Raw genomic sequence first — 21091 nt, forward strand, 5'->3', positions numbered from 1 at the left:
CCTACTCGACGGTGACGCTTTTCGCGAGGTTTCGGGGCTTGTCGATCGGCCGATCGAGCAGCTCGGCAGCGTGGTACGACACCAGCTGCAGCTGGACGTTCGCGAGCAGTCCCGCGAGCGTCGGATCGGTCTCGGGGATCTCGAGGTGGGCGTCGGCGATCTCGCAGGCCGGGTGACCGTCCGGACAGACCGCGACGAGCGGCGCACCGCGGGTCTGGGCCTCCTCGGCGTTGTGCAGCGTCTTCTCGTCTTCCTGTCCGGTAAAGACCGCAAACACGGGCGTCTCCGGAGTCACGAGCGCCAGCGGACCGTGTTTGAGTTCGCCCGCGGCGAACCCCTCGGCGTGCTCGTACGTGATCTCCTTGAACTTCAGGGCGCCCTCGAGTGCGACCGGGTACGCCAGCCCGCGGCCGATAAAGAAGTACGACCGGCTGCTGCGGTAGCGACTCGCGATGGCTGCGGCGTCCGAGGACTCGAGGACGGCCTCGATCTCGTCGGGCATCGCGGCCAGATCCGGCAGCAGCGAGTCGAGGTCGGCCGGCGGCTCGCCCCGACGGTCGGCCGCGATCCGCTGGGCGAGCAGTGTGAGCATCACGGCCTGCGAGGAGAAGGTCTTGGTCGCGGCGACGCCGATCTCGGGCCCTGCACGGATGAACAGCGTCTCGTCGGCTTCGCGAGCTGCGGTCGAGCCGACGACGTTCGTGACCGTCACTGTCTCGGCACCGTTGGTCTTCGCCCGTCGCAGCGCCCGCAGCGTGTCGGCAGTCTCCCCGCTCTGGGTGACCGCGATCACGAGCGTGCCGTCGTCGATCGGCGGCGCGGCGACGCCGTACTCGTTGGCGAGCAGCGCGGTCGCCCGGACGCCGGCCTGATTGAGCGTGAGCGCGCCGTACAGCGCTGCGTGGTAGGAAGTGCCACAGGCGACGAGCTGGACGTTCGAGACGCCCGCGAACGTCCCCGGACCGAAGTCCTCCAGCGCGATCCGCCCGTTCTCGGGGTCGATCCGCCCCTCGATCGCCTGGGCTAGCGACGTCGGCTGCTCGTGGATCTCCTTGAGCATGAAGTGGTCGTACTCGCCCTTGCCCGCCTCCTCGGGATCCCACTCGACGGTTTCGGGCTCGCGATCGACGCGGTTTCCCGCGAGGTCGGTGAACTCGACGCCGTCGGGATCGACGACGGCGACGTCGCCGTCCCGGAGGTAGACGACGCTGTCGGTGTACTCGAGGAATGCGGGGACGTCACTCGCGAGGAAGTATTCGCCGTCCTCGACGCCGACGACCAGCGGGGACCCCTGGCGGGCCGCGTAGAGAACGTGCTCGCCCGAGAACATCGCCGTGATCGCGTAGCTCCCCTCGAGGTCGGCGATCGCTTCCCGAAAGGCGGTCTCGTTGTCGGCGCCACCGTCGAGATACGACTGGATGAGGTGGGGGACGACTTCGGTGTCGGTATCGCTCGTAAACTCGTAGCCGGCCGCCTGTAGCTGCGAGCGGAGCCCGGCGTAGTTCTCGATGATCCCGTTGTGGACGACCGCGACGTCTTCGGTGCCGTCGGTGTGGGGATGGGCGTTCTCATCGGTCGGCGGCCCGTGGGTGCTCCAGCGGGTGTGGCCGATCCCGACCCGCCCCTCGATGGCGTCGGGCTCGATCGAGTCGATCAGCGCCTCGACCTTCCCGGAGCGTTTCTGGACGTCGATCCCGGCCCCGTTCTGGACCGCGACGCCCGCCGAGTCGTAGCCGCGGTACTCGAGGTTCTCGAGCCCCGTCAGCAGCGTTTCGATCGCGTTGCCGTCGCCGACGCGGCCGATGATCCCACACATCGGCGAATCACCGTCCCCCGTCGCGCGCGCTCGAGCTGGCACGGCGACCGATACGGCGTCCTCGCGGCGGCTGTTCGTTCGCGGGAACTGTTCGAGAGAACGAACGGTACGTGAACATGAGACACGCTAAGAGCTCCGGCACCCATTACTATAGACGGACTATCGGATCCCGTAGTAGACGGATACTCGAGCCGACTCCCGTAACGGCTCGGTCCGGACGAACCGACGGAGCGATCGGTCGCAGATGGAAGCGTAGTCGCGGGATACCGCCACGGTCCGTTCGGGCCGGACCGGAGCGGACCTGCGAGAAGGGAGCCCCTTCAGTGCTGTTGGTCTTCGATAACCGACCGATCGATCATATACGAGGAGAGAACTCAACCGTTTGTTGACTGCTCTCCGACCGCCCGGTAGCCGGAATCAGGCGTTTTATTACCCAGCCATACCATCACCAGCCCACGATTGTCTCCGTTCGAACAACGCCCGTTCGCTCCTCGTTTCGTTCACTAATGTGCTTTCGATAGCCGATGTCGACCGAAACTTATCGCTCATGAACTGGATTCCACTCTTCGTCGTCGACGGGGTCGGATTACCGCTCGACCAGCCGGTGCTGATTTTCGCGCTCGCGATGATCGTCTTCCTGGTCGGACCACTACTGGTCAAACGGCTCGGCCAGCCCGGGATCGTCGGGATCGTTATCTTCGGCGCAATCATCGGCCCCGGCGCGCTCGGCGTCGTCGAACACTCCGACGCGATCGAGCTGCTCGGCGAGGTCGGCCTGATCTACCTGCTGTTTACCGTCGGCCTCGAGGTCGACCTGCGCGGGTTCAAGGAGGCGCCGGAGAACGCGGCGCTGTTCGGACTGATGAGTTTCTTCCTCCCGTTTATCGTCGGGACTCTCGCGACCTCGACACTGCTCGGTCTCGACATCTGGGCGGCGCTGTTGCTCTCGGCCGTCTTTGCTTCTCACACCCTGCTTGCCTACCCGATCGTCAATCGGTTCGGCGTCACAAAAAACCGCGCCGTGACCGCGGTGTTCGGCGGGATCCTCTTTACCGACACGCTCGCGCTGGTCGTCCTCGCGATCGTCACCGGGGCGGTCGACGAGGGCCTTTCGGCGCTGTTGTTCGGTGACGTTGCGCTCTCGCTTGCGATCCTCTTTGCCGGCGTCTGGTTCCTGGTTCCGCCCGCGTCGCGGTTGTTCTTCCAGAACTTCAGCGAGGAGAGCTACTTCGAGTTCCTGTTCGTGATGGTCGGTATCTTCGCCGCGGCCAGCCTCGCCGAAGTCCTCGACCTCGACCCCATCCTCGGGGCGTTCGTCGCCGGGCTGGCGCTGAATCAGCTCATCCCGCAGGGCGGAACCCTGATGAACCGCATCGAGTTCGTCGGCAACGCCTTCTTCATCCCCTTCTTCCTGTTGCACGTCGGCATGCTCGTCGATCTGGGGGTGATCTTCGCCGGCGTCGAGACGCTCCAGATCGCCGCGCTCATCACCACGATCATGATCGTGACGAAGGGCGCTGCGGCCTGGTCGGTCGCCGAGATCCAGGACTACACGAAACACGAACGCGACGTCATCTTCGGGCTCTCGACGGGGCAAGCCGCGGCCGCGCTCGCGATTACGCTCGTCGGGTTCGACGCTGGCCTGTTCAGCGAGGCGATCCTCAACGCCGTCGTCCTCCTGTTGCTGATCACTGCGCTCGTGAGCCCGTGGATGACCGAACGGGCCGCCAACCGGCTCGCGCTCGAGCGCGACGTCGAGGACGACGACGACGACGGGCGGGATCCGAACATCCTGTTGCCGCTGTCGCACAACGCCGAGCTCCAGCGGCGGCTGCTGGAGCTTTCCTTCGTCATCAAAGGTGACAGCAGCAGTAATCCGGTTCACGTGATGACCGTCGTCCAGCCCGATACGAGTAAGTCGACCGAAGAGCAGATCGCGGGCGTTCAGGGCGAGCTCAACGAGCTTGCGGCCGAGGGTAGCGCCGCGGAGGTCCCCATCGAGACCGAGGCGCGGGTCAACCACAACGTCGCCTCCGGGATCGTGCAGGGTGCAGTCGAGGTCCAGGCGAACCAGATCATCATGGGGTGGGACGCCACCCAGAGCTTCAGCCACCGCATCTTCGGCAGCATCATCGACCAGGTGCTCGAACGGACGAAGCTCCCGGTGCTCATCTCGCGACTGGGCCACCCGATCAACACGACGCGACGGATCTTTGTCGTCGTCCCGATCGGCGCCGACCACCACGAGGGGTTCTACGAGGCGGTACACCTGATCAAGCGGATCGCGGCGAACCTCGGTGCCGAGCTGAACGTCATCGTCGTCGAGGGAGCCTCCCACCAGTTCGAACAGCTGTTCGGCCTCGTCGAAGAGGACGTCGGCGCGGAGTTCGAGTCGATCGACGACTGGGGCGAACTGCTGCCGACCCTGGAAGCCCGGACCGAGGACGACGACCTCATCATCGCGGTGTCGCCGCGACGCGGCGACGTCGGCTGGCACAGCGAACTCGAGGACCTGCCGGCGCGGCTCGCGGATATGCCCCCGGAGTCGTTCATCACGATCCACCCGCGCCAGGGTGAACCGGAGTACGATCGGCAGTACCTCCGGCTGAAGTGACTCCTCCGACGACCGAAGTCGTGGGCTTTCTCCTCGACTTTCTGTAGCGCGTCCTCGGCGTGCGACCACGGTGCAGAGACGGGCCGAACCGCCACACCTTTCCCGCGGCCGTCCCTCGATTCTCTCATGGGTTTTGGTAGCTACGACGAGTCCGAGCAGCAGCAACCGCAGGACGACGCCGACGAGGACGTCGAGGCGGTCAACGTTCACGAGCACGACCACGACGGCCAACTCGAGTTCGAGTCCGACGCCACGACCGACCAGCTGGTCTCCCAGCTGGGCGCGATGAAAGACGACGAGGAGTAGCGGCGCCGAACGGGGTGGGATTTTCAGTCGAACGTCGAGCCACAGAGCTGTGCGATCGCTCGCCGGAGCCGCTGTGAGACCGCCGACTTCGAGACGCCGAGCCGATCCGCGAGCTCGTCTTGGGAGATCCGACGCGGCACGTCGAAGTACCCCTCCTCGTAGGCGACGGTCAGCAGCTCCCGCTGTTTTTCGGTCAGCGCGACGGGTGCGTTGGCGTCGGCGTCTGCGGGCCGGAGGTGTTCGACGCTCACCGAGACGTCCCGGTCGCGACACCGGTCGTTGAACGCGACGAGGGCGTCACGGTCGGGAAATCGGATCCGGAACCGCCAGCCGGTCCGGCAGCTTGCACATGTTCGGAGCCGGCCGCCGACGGCCGCAGTCGCGTCGACGAGAGTGATCGCCCGATCGGTAAGCGCGAGGCGGTAGCTCCGTCGACCGGGGGCGCGATCCACGAGGACGGGGTCGGCGACGGTCGGGTCGACGCCGAGGGCGGTCTCGAACGCGCCGAACTCGTCGCCGGACGCGGTGATGAACAGGACGGTGCGGTCGTCGTCCGCGTCGGTCCAGTACTCGGGTTCAACGGTGATCTCCGGTGCGCGTCCCAGCGTCGGCCCCAACACGAGATCCGGGTGAGAGAGGGTGAGCTGAGCGAGGACGCCGCCGTCGACCTGGGTCCTGACGCCGACGCCGGACTCCGTGGCAAGATCGAGGCTCATCGACGGATCAGCCGTCCGAGGGGACGGCAGGAATAAGCGCTCGTTACCGGGATCGTGAGCATCGAATGACCGATTCGAGCGCGAACGGATGACCGTGGGGGCTAGACACCAACACCGACCCCCTCGGGGCCGCTATACGTATTCATCGATCGTTCGACGCGAGTGTCACCGACTCGTGATCGTAGTAGTGGACTACCCGCAGTAACGACCATCTACCGAGCCTCGATCCGCGCCGCGACTCACTCGAGCCCGCCGAACTCCTCGAACAGCACCGCAAGCACCGTCCCCTGTGCGAGACGGACGTGACGGCTGAACGTCGGCTGGGAGACGCCCAGCGAGTCGGCGATCTCCTCGCCGGTCCGCTCCCGGGGCCACTCGAAGAAGCCGGCGTAGTAGGCCGCTTCGAGGGTCTGACGCTGTCGTTCGGACAGCCGTTCGCGAAGAGTCGCGTCGAGCGCCAGTGCGTCCTCGGGCGAGCGCTCGCGCTGGCGGCGCGCGAGCAGCTCCAGGTCCCACTCCCGCTCGAGCGCGTCGACGAACGCCCGGACGTCGCCCGGGCCGGCCAGCTCGAGGACGAGGCGCGTCCTGTCGTCGGTCGGGGTCAGGGACCGGGGGACGCCGCCGTGTGCGGCGACCGTCGTCGCGATCGACGGCCCGGCGAGCGCGAACTCCAGCAGGCGCTCCTCGCCGACCGTGCCGACCGCCCGGACGTCTGCCAGGCCGTCGACGTCCTCGCCGAGCCCGCGGGTCGGATCGGGCCCGTTCTCGAGGACGTCCTCTCCAGGGATCGTCGCGAAGACGGTTCCGCCGTCCTCGGTCGGCACGACCGACCGAAGCGCCAGCGGGCGATCGACGCGGTGGGCGACCGTCGCGAGCGGGTCGGCCTCCCGGAGGACGAACTCGAGTTCGGTGACGGCGTCGTCCCCCAAGGCGCGTCGCGTCTCGATCGCGTCGATGGCGGCTCCGGCGACCCGTCCCAGACGCTCGATCCCGCTGCGGGTCGACTCGTCGAACGCCCCCGGCGTCCGCGAGCACAGCACCAGCGCGCCGTACCGGAACCCCTCATGGCGGAGCGGCACGCGGAGGACGGAGCGGATCCCCGCCTCGAACGCGTGCTCGCGCCAGGAGTCGTCGGCGTCCTCGGCCGGGTCGTCGACGGACGCCGCTTCGGCCTCGGAGAACGTTTCCGCCGTCGCGGACACGTATCGGTCGGCCAGCGACTCGAGGCGGTCGTCACCAGCCTCCGTTCCGGCGATTGCCCGCCGCTCGACGTCCTCGCCGCTCGTATCCGTGCCGACCCAGGCGAGCGCGATCGGTTCGTCCTCGAACGAAAGGGACGCCGTTCCCCGACAGAGCCGTCGGTAGACCGTCTCCCGATCGCTCGCCTCGAGCAGGTCACGCTCGATCCCGTCGAGGCGGCCGCGCCGCTCCAGGGTCGCCTCAAGCGAGGATCGGTCCGTCCGACACCCGCGAAGCTCCGCGACCGCCGCCCGCTCTTCGAGCGCGACGGCGCCGATCCCGGCGAGGACGTCGATCGGACCGGGATCGACCGAGTCGAACGCCATCGGCTCCCGCGTCGCCGCGACCAGCGTCGCCGTCCCGACGGGAACGGTAAGGACCTGGTCGGCCCGGATCCCGGTCTCGTCGAGGAACGGTTCGAGCGCGTCCGCGTCGTGGACGGTGGCGTCGGCGTCCTCGCCAGCGCCGTCGGGCAGAACGGCGTCCGGAACCGCCGCACGCTCGACGGCCGAAAGCGACGCGGTCCCGGAGCCGCGGGTCGCGACCGCGATCGGCTCGAGCGCCCGCTCCTCGCTTCGGTACAGCCCGACCACGTCACCGCCGCTGAGCTCGAGGGCCGCCTCGGCGACCGTCTCGCGGACCGCCGATTCGGAGTCGACCTCGCGGATCGCCCCGACGGCGTCCGCGAGCGTCGCGAGCGCGCCCGCGGGCGACCGCCGCCGATCCCGGATCACACAGAGGGTTCGATCGTCCTCGGGCAGCGGTACGACGAAGACGTCGACGGGGCGGTCGTCGGCGACCGCGAGGCGCCCCGAGGCGGGCTCCAGCCACCGGTACGGCGCCGACCGCGAGCGCTCGCGAACCGTCGCCGCCAGCTCCGGGTCGAACAGCTCCGCGGGCACCCGTCCGACGAGGGGGTCGTCGTCAGCCAGCTCGACCGCCGCGGCGTTTGCCAGCTCGACGGCGCCGTCCTCGAGGACGACGACCCCGTCGGGAAGTGCGTCGACGACCGACGCGGCGGTGCGTTCGGCCGCAGTCGGCCCCGACGAGGACGGACTCGTCCGATCGAGAGCCCGCAACTGGACGATCGCTCCCGACTCCGACGGGACGACCCGGACACCGAGCGGTCGCTCGCGGGCTGGGGACCGGACCACGAACGTCGTCGGCTCCTCGAGGGCGTCCTCGTTCGCTCGATGGTCGCGAAGCTCCTCGATCACCGGCTCGCGGATCGGCTCGGGGAGGAGCGATCCGACGGTAATGCCGGGCTCGGGGTCGCGGTCGAACAGCTCGGTCGCCGACTCGTTCGCGTAGCGCAGCTCCAGTCGGTCGCCGAGCTCGAAGACGGGCTCGTCGAGCCGATCGAGAACGCGTTCGGCGTCGGGCTCGGGTTCCCGAGCGATCGCCGGAAAGAGTGTGACGACGATCCCGCCGAGGTTCGGATCCGCGAGCCGGTTACTGATCCGGAGTTCGACGACCCGCCAGGCACCGTCGCCGCGGCCGATCCGGACCTGAACGCGGTCGGTCGCCCCGAACGGTCGATCCGCGACGGCCGAAACCGTCTCGTCGACCGCCTCGCGGTCGTCGGGGTGGACGAACTGCTCGATCGGTCGGTCCTCGATCGCGTCGGGCGGGACACCGAACTCACCGTCGGTCGCCGGGCTCGCGTACGCGACCTCGCCGTCCACCCCGAGGAGCCACACGACCGCGGCCGACCCCTCGAGGAGCGACCCGGAGATCGCGGTCGACGATTGCTCCGGCACGTCCGTGGCGAGTCGTTCGAGTCGGGCGATCACGAGCGGGTCGGAGTCAGCGGGATCGACGACGTCCGTCGCACCCGCCTCGAGCGCTCCGACGGCGTCGTCCGCGACCGCGAGGATCGGGATCGACTCGCACTCGCGCCGGAGCCGTTCGATCGCCGTTCCGCCCTCGCCGCGGTCGAACGCACAGACGACGCAGTGGGGAGTGACGGTTTCGAGGCGGGCGAGCGCACCCGGAAGCCGCCGCTCCCGAATCAGCGACACCGAGTCGAGTCCTTGCGTTACCGCTCCGGCCACCGACGCGACCGCATCGTCGTCGCCGACGACGAGGACGCGTACCAGCGTGTCGGCCGCCGCGCTCGTCTCGTGGCTCACGCGACTGCCTCCGGATTATCGCCGCTCCCAGTGGTCGGATACCGCCACCGAACGATCGACCGAGGGGGACGTGTCTGTCCGCCGGACACGGAACGCCCCCTCGCGCTCGGCGAAGTTAATTATCGGTCTCGTAGCTCCGAGTAGCGCTCCATTACGCTCGGCTGTGGGCGGCTCCGGTCCGGCTCAGGACTCGTCCCGAACCGTGACGACCGGTACCGGCGCGTTCCGGACGACCTCTTCGGCGACGCTGCCGACGATCAGCTGGTCGAGCCCCGACCGACCGACCGTCCCGACGACGATCAGGTCCGCGCCGTGGTCCTCGGCGACGTCGACGATCTCCTCCTGGGGAACGCCGTGGCGGATCGTCTCCCTGACCTCGATCCCGTGACCGGTCGCCTTCTCCTCGGCGCGCTCGAGCGCCTCGGCGGCCTCGTCCTCGAGGTCGGTCCGCATCTGGTCGCTCTTCGTCTCGGCGTGGGGGCCGTCCTCCGAGACCGAAACGATGTGGAGGGTCGCGTCGAGCTGTCGGGCCAGCTCGATCGCGTGGTCGGTGGCCCGTCGCGCACCCTCGCTACCGTCGGTCGCGAGCAGCAGTTCCTGGTACATTTTCGTGTCGACATTCGGTACGCCGTCCGATACGTTCCATACCTGCAGTTGCCAGGGAATCCAGTGGCTCGACGCCACTCAGACCGCGTCGAGGAAGAACGCGACGTACAGCTGGCCGACGCCCGCGAGGATCATCACTGCGCCGGCGATCCGTCGAAGCGTGTCGCCGTAGGCTGCCAGCCGACCCGCGCCCGCGGCCAGCCCCATCCCCGTCACTACGGTCAGCGAGATCATGAGCAACACGACGACGCCGACGTACGTGCCGATGACGAGCGTGGCCGGACCGGTCGGCAGCGCGGCCGCACTGGCGACGACGCCCAGAAAGACGGGCGCGACGCAGCCGGCCGCGGCCAGCGCGTAGCCCGCGCCGAAGACGCCAAAGCCCAGCGTCCCCGACCGCCGCTTCGGCAGGGCAACGGACAGCGACGGCGCCCGATCGAGGACGACGAGGACGCCGAACGCGATCAGGAGGAGTCCGACCAGCGCCTCGAACGCGGTAGTGTTTGCAAGCACCGAGTGGCCGATCCAGAACGCGAGGCCGAGCAGTACCCCGAAGGTGACGAGGACGCCAGCGCCGGCGACCAGCCCCCGCCCGATCGCGCTCGGGAGCGACGCCTCCTCGGCGTCGGTCTGGCTGACGTAGAAGCCGACGTAGCCGGGCAACAGGGGGTACGCACACGGGGAGAAGAAGGTAAAGATTCCAGCCGTCAGCGCGAACGCGAGTGTCGACAGCAGCGTCGCGTCGATCATCCGCCTTCGCCGAGGACGTCCTCGATTCGGGAGACGATCTCGTCGCTTTCCTTGCGACCCGACTCCTCCCACCTGACGACGCCGTCCTCGTCGAACAGGACGCCGATCGGCGTCCCCGATCCGTAGTGGACGATGAGATCGGAGGTCCCGTCCCGGCCGACCGGCCAGTGGCCGTCATACTCGTCCCACCAGTCGGCGATCTCCGTGTCGGGGACCTGTTCCTCGTTCTCGTTGGTAACCGAGACGAACGTGACGTCGTCGCCGACCCGGTCGTAGGCCTCGCCCAGCGCGGGCATCTGTTCCTTGCAGGTTCCGCAGGTCGTCGCGAACAGGTCGACGAACGTCACCGATCCCTCGTCGGGGATCTGTACGGTCCCCTCGCTGCTGCCGGTCGCGTCGACGGTGTCGATCGTGACGGGGTCGTGTCGGGGTTCCTCGTCCTCCGTGCCCGGCAGCCCGTAGACCGCGAGCGCGCCGGCACCGGCGAGCGTTCCCGCGCTCGCGACCCCGGCGAGGACGTCCCGACGCCGCATCGTTACTCGACCACCGTTCGGACGTCGTCGATGATCGCCTGGGGTCGGTTCTCCTCGCGGCTATCGGTTACGTTCGGGTACGAGCGCTCGACAATTCCCTGCTCGTTGACCAGAAAGATGATGTAGTAGTGGATCTCCTGGGGGTGGTCGTCGTGGTCGTGGCCGTCGTCGTGTTGCTCACCGTCGTCGTGGCCTTCGCCGTCATCGTTCCCCGCCTCTTCGTCGTGATCATCGTGGCCGTCGTCGTGCGCTTCGTCCTCGTCGGCGTGGCTGTCGTGATCGTCGTCTTCCTCGCCGTCGTGGTCGTCGTGAGCCTCCTGGTCGTCCTCGTCACCGTCACCGATCTGTGCTGGAACGCCGATCTCCTCGTTGAGCAGCTCCATCGCCTCGTCCTCGGTCTCGGGGCGGAGGAAGTGCCAGTTCTCGGCCTCGTAGTCGACGCCGTACTGCTCGCCGTACTCCCGCAGGGCCTCCGGGCTGTCGGTTTCGGGATCGAACGTCATCGCCAGCAGGGCGACGTCGTCCTCGTACCCTTCCTCGGCGGCGTCCTCCTGGACGAGCCCGAGCATGTTCGTCAGCGTACCACACTCGTCGGTACAGGACGTGTAAATAAACGTCAGCAGGTACGCGCGCTCGCTCTCGAACTCCTCGAGCGAGACCTCCCGTCCCGCGTGCGGGTCCGGAAGCGTAAACGCCGGGAACTCGTCTCCGTGGATCGGATGGGACGGATTTCCCCGCGACTGCTCGGGCTCGCCCAGCGCCGTCTCGCTGTTGCCGACGACCGGGAGGTCGCCCACACACCCTGCCAGCCCGCCCATTCCGGCTGCCCCCAGCGTTCCCAGGTACGCGCGTCGCTTCATATCCGAGTCGTAGGAGCGGGGCGTCAAATGTTCGTTGGTTCGCTCATGAAAACCCGAACATCGATGGGTTCACCACCTCTTGTGGTTTTTCTCGTCCCGAACATCTCCGATCGTCGTCGTCACAGCCCCCGCCGCATTCATTGATTGTCAGCATCTAACATCCACCTAATTCGTTCATCGAACTCCGTCTCTGGTTAACGACCCGTCTCACGGCCGTCTCCGGGACGTTCGGAGGTCGAACCGGGACGGGCCGACCGATCGTACGCCTGACCATGAAACGTCGCGAAACGTCACCGTGTCAGCCGCGAGCGGAGGCTTACGACTCGGATAACTATTTTGGAGTGCTGAGTACGTCGATGTATGTCACAATCTAACAACCCGGACGTGCGTGTCGGTTGCCCACAGTGTAACGGAACCGTAAACGCGTCCCTTCCGCCCGGGTCCGGACTCGGAAGCCCGAGCCCCAACCGACTCCGCGGCACGGAAACCGAGTGTCGCAACTGCGGTCACGAACTCGAGTTCTACTACTACTGAACTCGCCGTTCCGTTCGCACGTTTTTGCCCGCCGGCAGACAGACTGCAACTGGTCAGTAGCGACGAATTCGTTCCACAGGAGAGTGCTCGTCCGGGATTTGAACCACGTCCAGACGTGCTCGCGACGCTTCGCGCGACTGGTTTGATTCAAATCCAGTATACAGCGTCTGCTGCTCACGAGTTGTTCGCAGCAAAATGCTCCGTCTGGGATTTGAACCCGATGCAAATCCTCGCTCTGCTCGGATTTCCGTGCTTCAAATCCCAGCCGTGCGCGCTTCGCTCGCTCACAAAAGTTCGTCGCTGTAGTGCTCCGTCTGGGATTTGAACCCAGGTCATCGGCTCGAAAGGCCGAAATGATTGGCCGGACTACACCAACGGAGCGTTCACTTCGTTCACGCTCCGAGCCCTACGTCACTGCGTTCCGTAGGACAACGGAACTGAACGCATCCATTGCTTGCCGAGGCCTAGTAAAAAACGTTCCGTTCCGCGACCGTCGTGACAGGCCTCGACACACGAGCCTCCGTTCTCGAGTGCGATACCCGCCGCCACCTCAACCCTTTTGAGGTCGCGATACGACCGACCCGGCATGAAATACGTCCGATTCCGGGACCCCGCCGGCGCCGTTCGACGGGGCGAGCTCGACAGTGGTCACGTCCACTTCGCAAACGAGAGCTACGCGCTCGAGGACGACGCGATCGACGTCCTCCCACCCTGTGAGCCCTCGAAGATCGTCTGTATCGGTCGCAACTACGCGGCCCACGCCGACGAGATGGGTAGCGACGTCCCGGACCGCCCGCTGCTGTTCCTGAAGCCACCAAACGCCGTCGCGGGCCACGACGACACGGTGACCGCGCCCGCGGGGAAAGACCGGATCGACCACGAGGCCGAACTCGGCGTCGTCATCGGTCAGCAGTGTCGCCACGTCCCCGAGAGCGAGGCGATGGATGTCGTCGAGGGCTACACCTGCGTGAACGACGTCTCGAACCGTGACGACCAGCGCGAGGAGAAAAACTGGATCCGTGGAAAGGCCTTCGACGGCGCGGCCCCGATGGGACCGGTGCTGGCGACGCCCGACGAGGTCCCCGAGGACGCGGCCGTCCGCTCGCGGGTCAACGGCGAGACGAGACAGGACGGCTCGCTCGACCAGCTCATTTTCTCGGTCCCCGAACTGATCGCCGAGATCACGACCTACATGACCCTCGAGCCCGGCGACGTCATTGCGACGGGAACCCCGGAGGGGGTCGGACCGCTCGAGGACGGCGACGAGGTCGAGATCGAGGTCCAGGGCGTGGGCACGCTCGAACACACGATCCGTCGACCCTGATACGGACCGCTGTCGATTCGTTCCGGCACGACGCAGGGCGAGCCGCGGTCGCGCCACGAACCGCTACACGGTCCGTCTGAACCCACACCGCCAACGCTTTTCGCCCCGCCTCGCCAATCACCGTCCATGACTGTTCGATACGGTGCGGTCGATATCGACTGGCTCGGCTACGCGACGGTACGCCTCGAGGGCGAGACGGGAACGGTCGTCTACGTCGATCCGGGTCGGTACGGCGTCCTCGACGACTACGACGCCCGGGACGGCGATCTGGTTCTGGTGAGTCACGACGACCACTACGATCCCGAAGGCATTCGACGGGTCGCTCACGACGACGCCATCGTCGTGGCCCACGAGGCGATCGACGCCGACGAGATCGACCGGGTCGACGAGCCCCTCGAGGAGCTCCCCTACGAGGTCGAACGGGTGCGGGGCGACGAGTCGTTCGTGCTCGGCCCGCTCGATCTGTACACGACCCAGGCGTACAACGAGCCCGGCGGCCCCTACACCGACGACGAGGGCGAGCCCTACCACCGCGAGGGCGAGGGCTGTGGCTTCGGGGTGACGATCGACGGCGTCACCGCCTTCTGGCCCGGCGACACCGACGTCCTCCCGGTCCACGAGGAGCTGGCCGTCGACGTCTTCCTGCCGCCGATCGGGGGCTCCTTTACGATGGACCGCCGCGACGCGGCCGAACTCGCGGGGACGATGCGGCCGGGGCTCGTCCTCCCGATTCACTACAACACGTTCGAGGCCCTCGAGACCGATCCGGAGGCGTTCGTCGTCGACGTCGCCAGGCGACGGGTTCCGGTCGTCCTCGACGAGTAACTCCCTCTCGGCGTCGGTGCACCCGGTGATCGGCGTGCAGCGGATGAGCGTTCTCGCGTCGCTGCACCGCGTTCGATCAACGCCATCCTACCATGGGATAGCTACCTATTCTACCTTCTCGTAGCGTCGATCGGAGGAGATTTGTCATGGTATCAAGTGACACCGAAACGGAGATCGAAGACGAGCTCGGACGGGTACCGAGCTGGATCGACGCCATCGCGGAGCCCGCGAGCGATCACAGCTGGAGGCTCGTCCGCGACCTCCTGTTCGGTGAGACCGAGCTCACACCCCGTGAGAAGGGACTCGTTGGCGTCGGCGCGGCCGCTGCTATCAACTGTCCCTACTGTACGCACTTCCACAAGGAGGAGGCCCGGATGGCCGAGGCAACCGAGGACGAGCTGACCGAGGCGGTCACCCTCGCGAGCAACACGCGGTACTTCTCGACGGTATTGCACGGCTCGGAGACCGACCTCGAGGCGTTCGTCGAGGAAACCGACGAGATCGTCGCCTATTTCGAGGAACAGGAGGCCGCGGCAGCGGACGACTGAGTCGATTGTGGCCTCCGTTCGCGTCGTTCGACGGGCGGAGGTTCGGCGACCGACAGCTCCAAAGAGTTACTGTCGTCCTCGCCTAGGTTCGAATATGCGAAGCGATCGTCGGAGTGACGGTCACGTCGCGGCCGACGGACTGTACTGCCCGCACTGCGGCGAGGCCCTCGAGCCGTCGATGAACTTCTGTCCGGACTGCGGTCACCCCAGCGGCGAGCGCGGGGCGTCCGAATCGCGGCCCGCCCTCGAGCGACGCGTCGCAGCCGCGATGGCCGACGGCTGGGAGCTCGAGCACGATTTCGGCGACCACGTCGTCATGGTCAGACGGACGTTCGGCGGCAGGGACGAGCACCTCGTCGTCGCGGCGCTGTCGGTCTGGTGGACGATGGGGCTCGGGAACGCGCTGTACGGCCTCTACCGCTACGTCGGTGACGCCGAACGGATGGTGTTGCGTGCCGGCCCGTCGGCCGACGAGCCCGAGACAGAGTCGCGGTTCGAGACCGTCGGGCGGATCGCGGGCGCCGGCTGTCTGGCGATGGCGCTGGCGCTGGCGGGAGCCGCCGCCGTCCTCGCGGGCTCGACGACGGCACCGCTGCTCGCCGCGGTCGCGATCGGGCTTGCGACCGTCGGGCTGGGCCTGTTTCCCGAGGTTCGACACCGCCTCGGAAACCGCCGGTCTCCCTCCACGAACGGCGCCGCCAGATCGGTCGAGGAGTCGGCGATCGTCGACTACGATCGGTCGTGTGCAGTCTGTGCCGACCCCGTCGGCCGTGGGATCGAGCGCACCTACCGGAAGGGGTTTTACGTCCTCGGCGTTCCGCTGACGCTGTCGGAGGGACACAACGCCTACTGCAGGCGCTGTGCGAACGCGGAGGCCGACGGAACGAGGACTCGAGAGCGGACGATCCCGATCGAAGACGGCAGCGAGAGCGAGCGGGAACTCGAGCGGCGCTGATCGTCGCGCTCGGCTCGTCGGCGCTCGAAACGGCAACCAGTTAGACGATTCCCATCGCGTCGAGTCGCTCGGGGAGATAGGTGTCGGTCACGAAGTCGAGCCCGCGGGAGGCAAGCGACTGCTGTTCGGACTTCTTCTCGATCTCGAGCTGGAGCTCGATCTGTTCCTCCCAGTAGTCAGTCTGGAAGCGCGGATCGTCGAGCTCGCTCTCCAAGGCGTTGATGTCCGAATCGCTGAGCGGATCGGTCGGGAGATCGTACTCGACGATGTCTGCGGGCTGGATGCCGATGTACTGGGCCTCGGGCGTCGCGAGATACTCCGAGAGGTGAGCGGACTTGATCGAGCCGTAGGCGACGGAGGCGTAGATCCGGTAGGACCAGGGGTCACCGTCGGCGAAGACCGTCACCGGCAGGTCGAGCTCGTCGTGGAGTCGCTTCGTGATCCGACGGGTCGCGCGGGCTGGCTGGCCCTTCAGGTGGACGATCAGGGCGTTGTACTCCTCGTCGAACCCGTTCTCGACGAGCCGATCCCGCATCCCACCGGTCTCGACCGCGAGGATGAAGTCGGCGTCGGTGTCGAGGAACTCGATCGTATCGGGGTTGTTCGGAATCTGGTAGCCGCCCTCGCCGACGTCCTCCTGGCAGTGGATCTCGCGTTCCCCGCGGCGGGTCTGCTCGCGGAGATACAGCGGCCCCATGATCGTCGCGCCCGACTCCTCGGGGCGCATGTGGAAGTCCTCGCGGGTGACTCCAGAGACGATCTCCAGGTCCTCGATTAGCCCGTTGGACTCGTCCTGGCTGGTGAACTGCGCTTCTTCGTTGTCCCAGCTCTCGGAGAGGTAGTAGAGTTCACGCAGCGTCGAGGATCGGTCCTGCTCGAGCTGGTTCGCGAGGAACTCGATCGTGTAGACGGCTTTCAGGAGCTTCCGGGCGCCCCGAACGGAGTTCGCCGAGCGGGTCGACTCCCGGTCGCCGTACACCCAGACCTCCTTCTCTTCGTCGTACTCGATGTTGCTCTTTGTCCGCGTCGGGACGGACATGTGAGGGATCTCGCCCAGCTCGAACTGGTCGTAGAACTGTGCGGCGAGATCGAGCAGCTGTTCTTTCGCCTGCTGGTCGTTGTCTGCACTCATTGGTTAACGGTGAGTTTCGCGCCTTCGACGCCTTTCACGTCGAGATCGAACGCGGCGTCGTCGTCGATCTCGTACTCGAGGACGGCCTCGTCCTCGCTCGATACCTCGGGTTCCCACTTGACGAACCACTCGCCGTCCATCTCGACGGCGGTCGCGTCCGCAGAGAGGTTGCGGGGTTCGGCCGAGACGATGTCGGTGACCTCGAGGGTCTCGTTCGTGCTCGAGTGGTTCTCGACGACCACCGAGACGGCCTGGCCGTCCCCATTAGCCTCGATATGGCGCTCGACGAGGACGTTGTTCATGATTCGGGCGATCGCGTCGTCGATCTCGGGCTCCTCGCGATCGGTGACCTCGGCGACCTTCTCGGCCATCTCGGGGAGGATCTTTCCGAGGACGTTCTGTTTCTTCCGGCGTTTCTCCATCGAGCGGCGCTTGTTCAGGAAGCTCTTTAGCTCGCGGGCGGCCTCCCGGATCGCCAGCTCGATCTCATCCTCGATCGCCGGCACGTTGGCGACGGCGTCTTTCGACTCGCTGGTGAAGGGGACGTTCGTCGAGGCGACGTGGACCATGATGACGGCGGGGCCGTTGGGCAGCCCCGAGCCGCCGGGCTGGTCGAGCCCGTAGTTGCGCCAGCCGATCGATTTGACGACGTCGGTGGTCGCACACGCCCCGCGCTGGTAGACCAGTGGGACGCGGTTGGCAAACCGCATGACGTCGGCGCTTCCCTCGGCGGGGATGTCGCCGCCGTAGGCGATCCCGGCCTCGACGATGAACGGGTCGCCGGAGTGGACCTCGGCGTCCCGGGTTGCTGCGGCGTAGAAGTCGGCGTCGAACTCCTTCTCGAGACCGGCCCGGATGAGGTCGTCGGTGATCGGCGAGAGACACCGCGTCGGCGGCGCCATGATGTCGGTCGCCCGCATCGCGTCGACGAGATCACTCGTCGCGTCGCGGTCACCCGCAAGCTCGCGGACCAGCGGCGGATCGTCGGGGACGGTCGCCATCACGTCCCAGACGGCGTCGGTGACGTTCTCCCGGGCGGTGTCGCCGAAGGAGACGTCGTCGTACTCCTCGGTGAGGTCGGCCGCGCGGTCGACGTGTGCACGGAGCTGACGGCGGGTGAGGCGGTGGCGGTCGTCGTCCTCGTCCTCGAATCTGGCCGCGAGCCGGCTCGCGAAGCCGTGGATCACCTCGTCGTCCTTGCGGGTGGTCGTCGCCTCGTCGGCGATCTCGTAGCAGTCGGTGACCAGCCGCGACTCCGCGACGGCGTCCTCGTCGGGGTCGGCGGTTTCCTCGGGGGCGTCGATCAGCGCGTTCCAGCCCGCGTTGGCGGCGTTTTCCTGAACCGTCTCGCCGAAAGCGGTGCCGTGCTCGTTCTCGACGTCGTCGGCCGCCTCGGCGACGAGGTCGAGCAGTTCGTGGTGGGCGATCCGCTCGCGGTCAGCGACGGCGTCGGCGATGGCGTCGGCGAAGGCGGCCGTCGCCTCGGCGCCCTTGTTCGCGGTCGCGTCCGAGACGGCGGCCCGAAGGTCGATATCTTCGCTCGCATCGGGGATGTGCCAGCGCATCTCGCGACCGTAGTGGCGGTCGCGGAACGCGTCGATCACCGAGTCGGCGGTCTTCTTCCCGACGCGGGTAAACTCCTCCTGGAGGAAGCCCGAAATCGTCTGGGAGTCCGTCGCAGAGAGCATCTTGATCACGGTGCCGAGCTCGACCCCGTGTGGGTGGGGTCGGATCTCCTCGGTCTCCTCGGGGAGCTGGTCGGTCCCGCGCTCGAACTTGAAGTGGGCGTTCGGTTCCTTGAGCTCGAGTCTGGCGTGGGGGTTGACGACCGCCGTGTGTTTGATGTAGTCGTGGAGCTGCTGGCGGGCGCGCATGTTCCCTTCCATCTCGAGTTCGATGCGGGTGCCGTGGGGACGGTCCCAGCTTGTGGTCTCCTCGACGCTGATCTCGGGTTCGTTCTCGTCGGTGTCGACGATGAGTTCGAAGTACTCGGCCTCGCTCGAGCCCTGGGTTCGGCTGGTGATCTTCGCGGGTTTCCCGCTTGTCAGCTGGGAGTAGAGTACGGCTGCGGAGATACCGATCCCCTGCTGGCCGCGGCTGTTTTTGACGCTCAATGCACCCTGATTTGCGACGACGAAGTTCTCGTCAGCTCCGGTCGCACCGGGAACAGAAACGTCGTAAACGTACTCGGGTGGGTCGGTCGCTTCGACGTCCGTTACCGGGAGCAGACACATATCGGTGTCCGTGAGCCCGTGTATGTTGTGGACAGTCTCCCAGAGCGCTTCGAGCCGATCGGTTGGCTGATGATCAGCATCGAGTAACCCCTTCTCTTTGAGAGTGTGAACGTACCGCGGTTTCTCGACGTCCTCGCCGTCGAGCGACGCCTCGATAAGCGATCGATACACGTCGGCGTGTTCGATGCTCGATCCGACACCGGCACCCATCAGTAGGCCAGGAACCGTGTCCGGCACCGTTTCGCTTTCGACGTCCCCCACCCGAACGTCCTCGAGGAGCGAGGTCGGAACGCGCTTGTACCCTTGTTCTCCAGTGTTCCGAGCTGTCGAGAACACGTCAGAAAGGGACGCGTCCTCCCCGTAGACTTTCGTTCGGTATGCTGTCTTTGGATCGTCGGCGTAGCCGGGCCGATCGGAGAGGGTCTCCGTACTCGCCAACACCCCGTGCATGTTCCAGAGGACGGAGAGCTGGCGTGCAAGCGTCTCGCTCGTCGTCGTATGCGAGAGTTCGTTCGACGGGTGCGAATCGGAGCCGTCCCCCTGGTACAGTGCAGCGATGAAGTCTCGTTGGTGTTCGGCCGGTGCCTGAAAGACGAACTCGGGAATCCGTTTTTCGTCGGCGGAACAACCACAGACCGATTCGAGAAACATCGCCAACGGCGAGCCGAAGGCCTTGACACGGGTCGAGTTCCGTTCGCGCTCGACCGTCGTCGTCGATCCGGTAATACCCTGAACGGCCTGTTCGGTCGATTCGATCAGTTCGGACTCGTGAGCGCCGAACGTAAACCCAACCTGTCGTTGGCCGACGTGTCCCTCCGAAATGTAGTGGGCCACCAGTTCGACGAACGAATCGTCGATCGGGAGCGTCACGGGCATCGTGGTTTCGTCTCCGCCGGCCTGATAGGTCTTGAAGCTGCAGTCGGCTGCTTTCTCTTCCCAGCCGAGTTCGAGTACCAGTTCGGCTGGGAGGTATCCCTTTTCGAGATAGTTCTGCTCGAGACTGTCACGGAGGATATCAACGCCGTCGTATCGGTAGTAGTATCGCTCTCGGCTGCTATCCTCCGACGGCCTCTTTCGGATCGTCTCTCCCGTCCGGAGTTCCTCGAGCGTCTCGGTGTCGAATCCGTACACGTAGACACGCCGATCTTCGAACTGCTCCGCGGAGAGGTGTTCGAGGACGTTTACTTTCTCGACAGTCTCGTCGGGCGACGGAAGCCGACGTGGTGTCAGGAGCACGTCACCCGGCTCGAGTTCGCCGGCTTTGATTTCCTTCGTCGCTCCGTCTTTCGTCACGCTGAAAACGCTGTGGTTGCCGGTGACTTCGACGGTTCGCCCCTTCTGGGTCGTTATTTCGTACGTTTGCTCGTCGGTTTCGTGGCGGATCGCGTGAGTTACCGGTTCCCACGTCATCTCGTGGGTTTCGCGGTTGAACGACGGAGCCTCGATTTGGCCGGCTATCGGGGCCGTTCCCTCGCCTTCTTCGGGAAGGTAGGCGTCACAGAGAACGCCGATCGGAACGAACTCGATCGTTCCGTTCCGGCGAACGAGAAGCCGCTGGTCCGGCGTTAGTGATTGCTCGCGGGCGTGAAAGCGAGAGCCGTAGAGCAGCTTCCCGAAGACCTTCGGGAGCGACTCCTTGGTGAGTCCCGGGCCGTTGTCCTCGACGATCAGCGTGTAGTAGTCGCCCGACTCCTGGATCTCGACGTAGATATCCGGAAGAATACCGGCCTCCTCGGCGGCGTCCAGGGCGTTGTCGACGGCCTCCTTGACGGCCGTGACGAGGCCTCGAGCACCGCTGTCGAAGCCGAGCATGTGCTTGTTCTTCTCGAAGAACTCGGCGATGGAGATCGCTTGCTGGCTTTCGGCCAGCTCCTCGGCGATCCCCGGTTCCTCGCCGAGCGTCGACTGGAACGACGTCATCGTCTCCCCATACTAACGGCGGGGGTAAAAGCCGCACGCTACCGGAG

At 66.4% G+C, this 21091-nt stretch carries 15 protein-coding genes and 1 tRNA gene; 6 read left to right on the forward strand and 10 right to left on the reverse strand.

Annotated elements, in window-relative coordinates; all coding sequences use genetic code 11:
* Position 1: 1 nt before the first annotated feature.
* Positions 2-1816 carry a glutamine--fructose-6-phosphate transaminase (isomerizing) gene (gene glmS, locus NATOC_RS16295; RefSeq protein WP_015322577.1) on the reverse strand — a complete coding sequence of 605 codons (1815 nt, stop codon included), beginning with the start codon at positions 1814-1816 and terminating at the stop codon, positions 2-4.
* A gap of 547 nt (positions 1817-2363) precedes the next feature.
* On the opposite strand from glmS, the gene NATOC_RS16300 reads away from it, so the two are divergent.
* Positions 2364-4430 (forward strand): cation:proton antiporter, encoded by a 2067-nt coding sequence (locus NATOC_RS16300; RefSeq protein ID WP_015322578.1) that lies wholly within the window; start codon positions 2364-2366, stop codon positions 4428-4430.
* 126 nt (positions 4431-4556) lie between these two features.
* Positions 4557-4736 carry a DUF5786 family protein gene (locus NATOC_RS16305; RefSeq protein WP_015322579.1) on the forward strand — a complete coding sequence of 60 codons (180 nt, stop codon included), beginning with the start codon at positions 4557-4559 and terminating at the stop codon, positions 4734-4736.
* Between the two features lie 23 nt (positions 4737-4759).
* Here the strand turns inward: NATOC_RS16305 and NATOC_RS16310 are convergent, their stop codons facing one another.
* From NATOC_RS16310 to NATOC_RS16340, 7 genes are all read right to left on the reverse strand, one after another.
* Positions 4760-5452 carry a helix-turn-helix domain-containing protein gene (locus tag NATOC_RS16310; protein ID WP_015322580.1) on the reverse strand — a complete coding sequence of 231 codons (693 nt, stop codon included), beginning with the start codon at positions 5450-5452 and terminating at the stop codon, positions 4760-4762.
* A 239-nt stretch (positions 5453-5691) separates the two neighbouring features.
* Complete coding sequence (locus NATOC_RS16315) at positions 5692-8823, reverse strand: bacterio-opsin activator domain-containing protein (RefSeq protein ID WP_015322581.1); 3132 nt, start codon at positions 8821-8823, stop codon at positions 5692-5694.
* Positions 8824-9006: 183 nt separating this feature from the next.
* Positions 9007-9429, reverse strand: coding sequence for a universal stress protein (locus NATOC_RS16320; RefSeq protein ID WP_015322582.1), 423 nt, complete (start codon positions 9427-9429; stop codon positions 9007-9009).
* A gap of 78 nt (positions 9430-9507) precedes the next feature.
* A complete protein-coding gene (locus NATOC_RS16325; protein ID WP_015322583.1) occupies positions 9508-10179 on the reverse strand; it encodes a cytochrome c biogenesis CcdA family protein in 672 nt (223 codons plus the stop codon).
* Positions 10176-10712 carry a TlpA family protein disulfide reductase gene (locus tag NATOC_RS16330; protein ID WP_015322584.1) on the reverse strand — a complete coding sequence of 179 codons (537 nt, stop codon included), beginning with the start codon at positions 10710-10712 and terminating at the stop codon, positions 10176-10178. The genes NATOC_RS16325 and NATOC_RS16330 overlap by 4 nt, the downstream gene beginning before the upstream one ends.
* Positions 10713-10714: 2 nt before the next feature.
* Complete coding sequence (locus tag NATOC_RS16335) at positions 10715-11572, reverse strand: SCO family protein (RefSeq protein WP_015322585.1); 858 nt, start codon at positions 11570-11572, stop codon at positions 10715-10717.
* An 840-nt stretch (positions 11573-12412) separates the two neighbouring features.
* Positions 12413-12487 (reverse strand) — tRNA-Glu (locus tag NATOC_RS16340).
* A 205-nt stretch (positions 12488-12692) separates the two neighbouring features.
* Between NATOC_RS16340 and NATOC_RS16345 the strand changes: the two genes are divergently transcribed.
* The 4 genes from NATOC_RS16345 (at position 12693) to NATOC_RS16360 (ending at position 15758) form a co-directional block, all read left to right on the forward strand.
* Positions 12693-13430: a fumarylacetoacetate hydrolase family protein gene (locus NATOC_RS16345; protein WP_015322587.1), complete on the forward strand. Its 738-nt coding sequence runs from the start codon at positions 12693-12695 to the stop codon at positions 13428-13430.
* Positions 13431-13556: 126 nt separating this feature from the next.
* Complete coding sequence (locus NATOC_RS16350) at positions 13557-14255, forward strand: MBL fold metallo-hydrolase (RefSeq protein WP_015322588.1); 699 nt, start codon at positions 13557-13559, stop codon at positions 14253-14255.
* A gap of 146 nt (positions 14256-14401) precedes the next feature.
* Positions 14402-14803 carry a carboxymuconolactone decarboxylase family protein gene (locus NATOC_RS16355; RefSeq protein WP_015322589.1) on the forward strand — a complete coding sequence of 134 codons (402 nt, stop codon included), beginning with the start codon at positions 14402-14404 and terminating at the stop codon, positions 14801-14803.
* Positions 14804-14897: 94 nt separating this feature from the next.
* On the forward strand, positions 14898-15758 hold the full coding sequence (locus NATOC_RS16360) for a zinc ribbon domain-containing protein (RefSeq protein WP_015322590.1): 861 nt from the start codon (positions 14898-14900) through the stop codon (positions 15756-15758).
* Between the two features lie 40 nt (positions 15759-15798).
* Here the strand turns inward: NATOC_RS16360 and NATOC_RS16365 are convergent, their stop codons facing one another.
* Both NATOC_RS16365 and NATOC_RS16370 read right to left on the reverse strand, forming a co-directional pair.
* On the reverse strand, positions 15799-16890 hold the full coding sequence (locus NATOC_RS16365; RefSeq protein ID WP_015322591.1) for a DNA topoisomerase IV subunit A: 1092 nt from the start codon (positions 16888-16890) through the stop codon (positions 15799-15801).
* Positions 16887-21044: a DNA topoisomerase VI subunit B gene (locus tag NATOC_RS16370; protein WP_015322592.1), complete on the reverse strand. Its 4158-nt coding sequence runs from the start codon at positions 21042-21044 to the stop codon at positions 16887-16889. The genes NATOC_RS16365 and NATOC_RS16370 overlap by 4 nt, the downstream gene beginning before the upstream one ends.
* Positions 21045-21091 lie beyond the last annotated feature (47 nt).

The sequence above is a fragment of the Natronococcus occultus SP4 genome (assembly GCF_000328685.1).
GTDB lineage: Archaea > Halobacteriota > Halobacteria > Halobacteriales > Natrialbaceae > Natronococcus > Natronococcus occultus.

Excerpts from the sequence above, each read along its gene's own strand:
- NATOC_RS16335 (WP_015322585.1), bottom strand. The coding sequence starts at position 11,572 with ATGAAGCGACGCGCGTACCTGGGAACGCTGGGGGCAGCCGGAATGGGC.
- NATOC_RS16365 (WP_015322591.1), bottom strand. The coding sequence starts at position 16,890 with ATGAGTGCAGACAACGACCAGCAGGCGAAAGAACAGCTGCTCGATCTC.
- NATOC_RS16350 (WP_015322588.1), top strand. The coding sequence starts at position 13,557 with ATGACTGTTCGATACGGTGCGGTCGATATCGACTGGCTCGGCTACGCG.
- NATOC_RS16325 (WP_015322583.1), bottom strand. The coding sequence starts at position 10,179 with ATGATCGACGCGACGCTGCTGTCGACACTCGCGTTCGCGCTGACGGCT.
- NATOC_RS16345 (WP_015322587.1), top strand. The coding sequence starts at position 12,693 with ATGAAATACGTCCGATTCCGGGACCCCGCCGGCGCCGTTCGACGGGGC.
- NATOC_RS16310 (WP_015322580.1), bottom strand. The coding sequence starts at position 5,452 with ATGAGCCTCGATCTTGCCACGGAGTCCGGCGTCGGCGTCAGGACCCAG.
- NATOC_RS16320 (WP_015322582.1), bottom strand. The coding sequence starts at position 9,429 with ATGTACCAGGAACTGCTGCTCGCGACCGACGGTAGCGAGGGTGCGCGA.
- glmS (WP_015322577.1), bottom strand. The coding sequence starts at position 1,816 with ATGTGTGGGATCATCGGCCGCGTCGGCGACGGCAACGCGATCGAAACG.
- NATOC_RS16330 (WP_015322584.1), bottom strand. The coding sequence starts at position 10,712 with ATGCGGCGTCGGGACGTCCTCGCCGGGGTCGCGAGCGCGGGAACGCTC.
- NATOC_RS16370 (WP_015322592.1), bottom strand. The coding sequence starts at position 21,044 with ATGACGTCGTTCCAGTCGACGCTCGGCGAGGAACCGGGGATCGCCGAG.
- NATOC_RS16300 (WP_015322578.1), top strand. The coding sequence starts at position 2,364 with ATGAACTGGATTCCACTCTTCGTCGTCGACGGGGTCGGATTACCGCTC.
- NATOC_RS16305 (WP_015322579.1), top strand. The coding sequence starts at position 4,557 with ATGGGTTTTGGTAGCTACGACGAGTCCGAGCAGCAGCAACCGCAGGAC.
- NATOC_RS16360 (WP_015322590.1), top strand. The coding sequence starts at position 14,898 with ATGCGAAGCGATCGTCGGAGTGACGGTCACGTCGCGGCCGACGGACTG.
- NATOC_RS16355 (WP_015322589.1), top strand. The coding sequence starts at position 14,402 with ATGGTATCAAGTGACACCGAAACGGAGATCGAAGACGAGCTCGGACGG.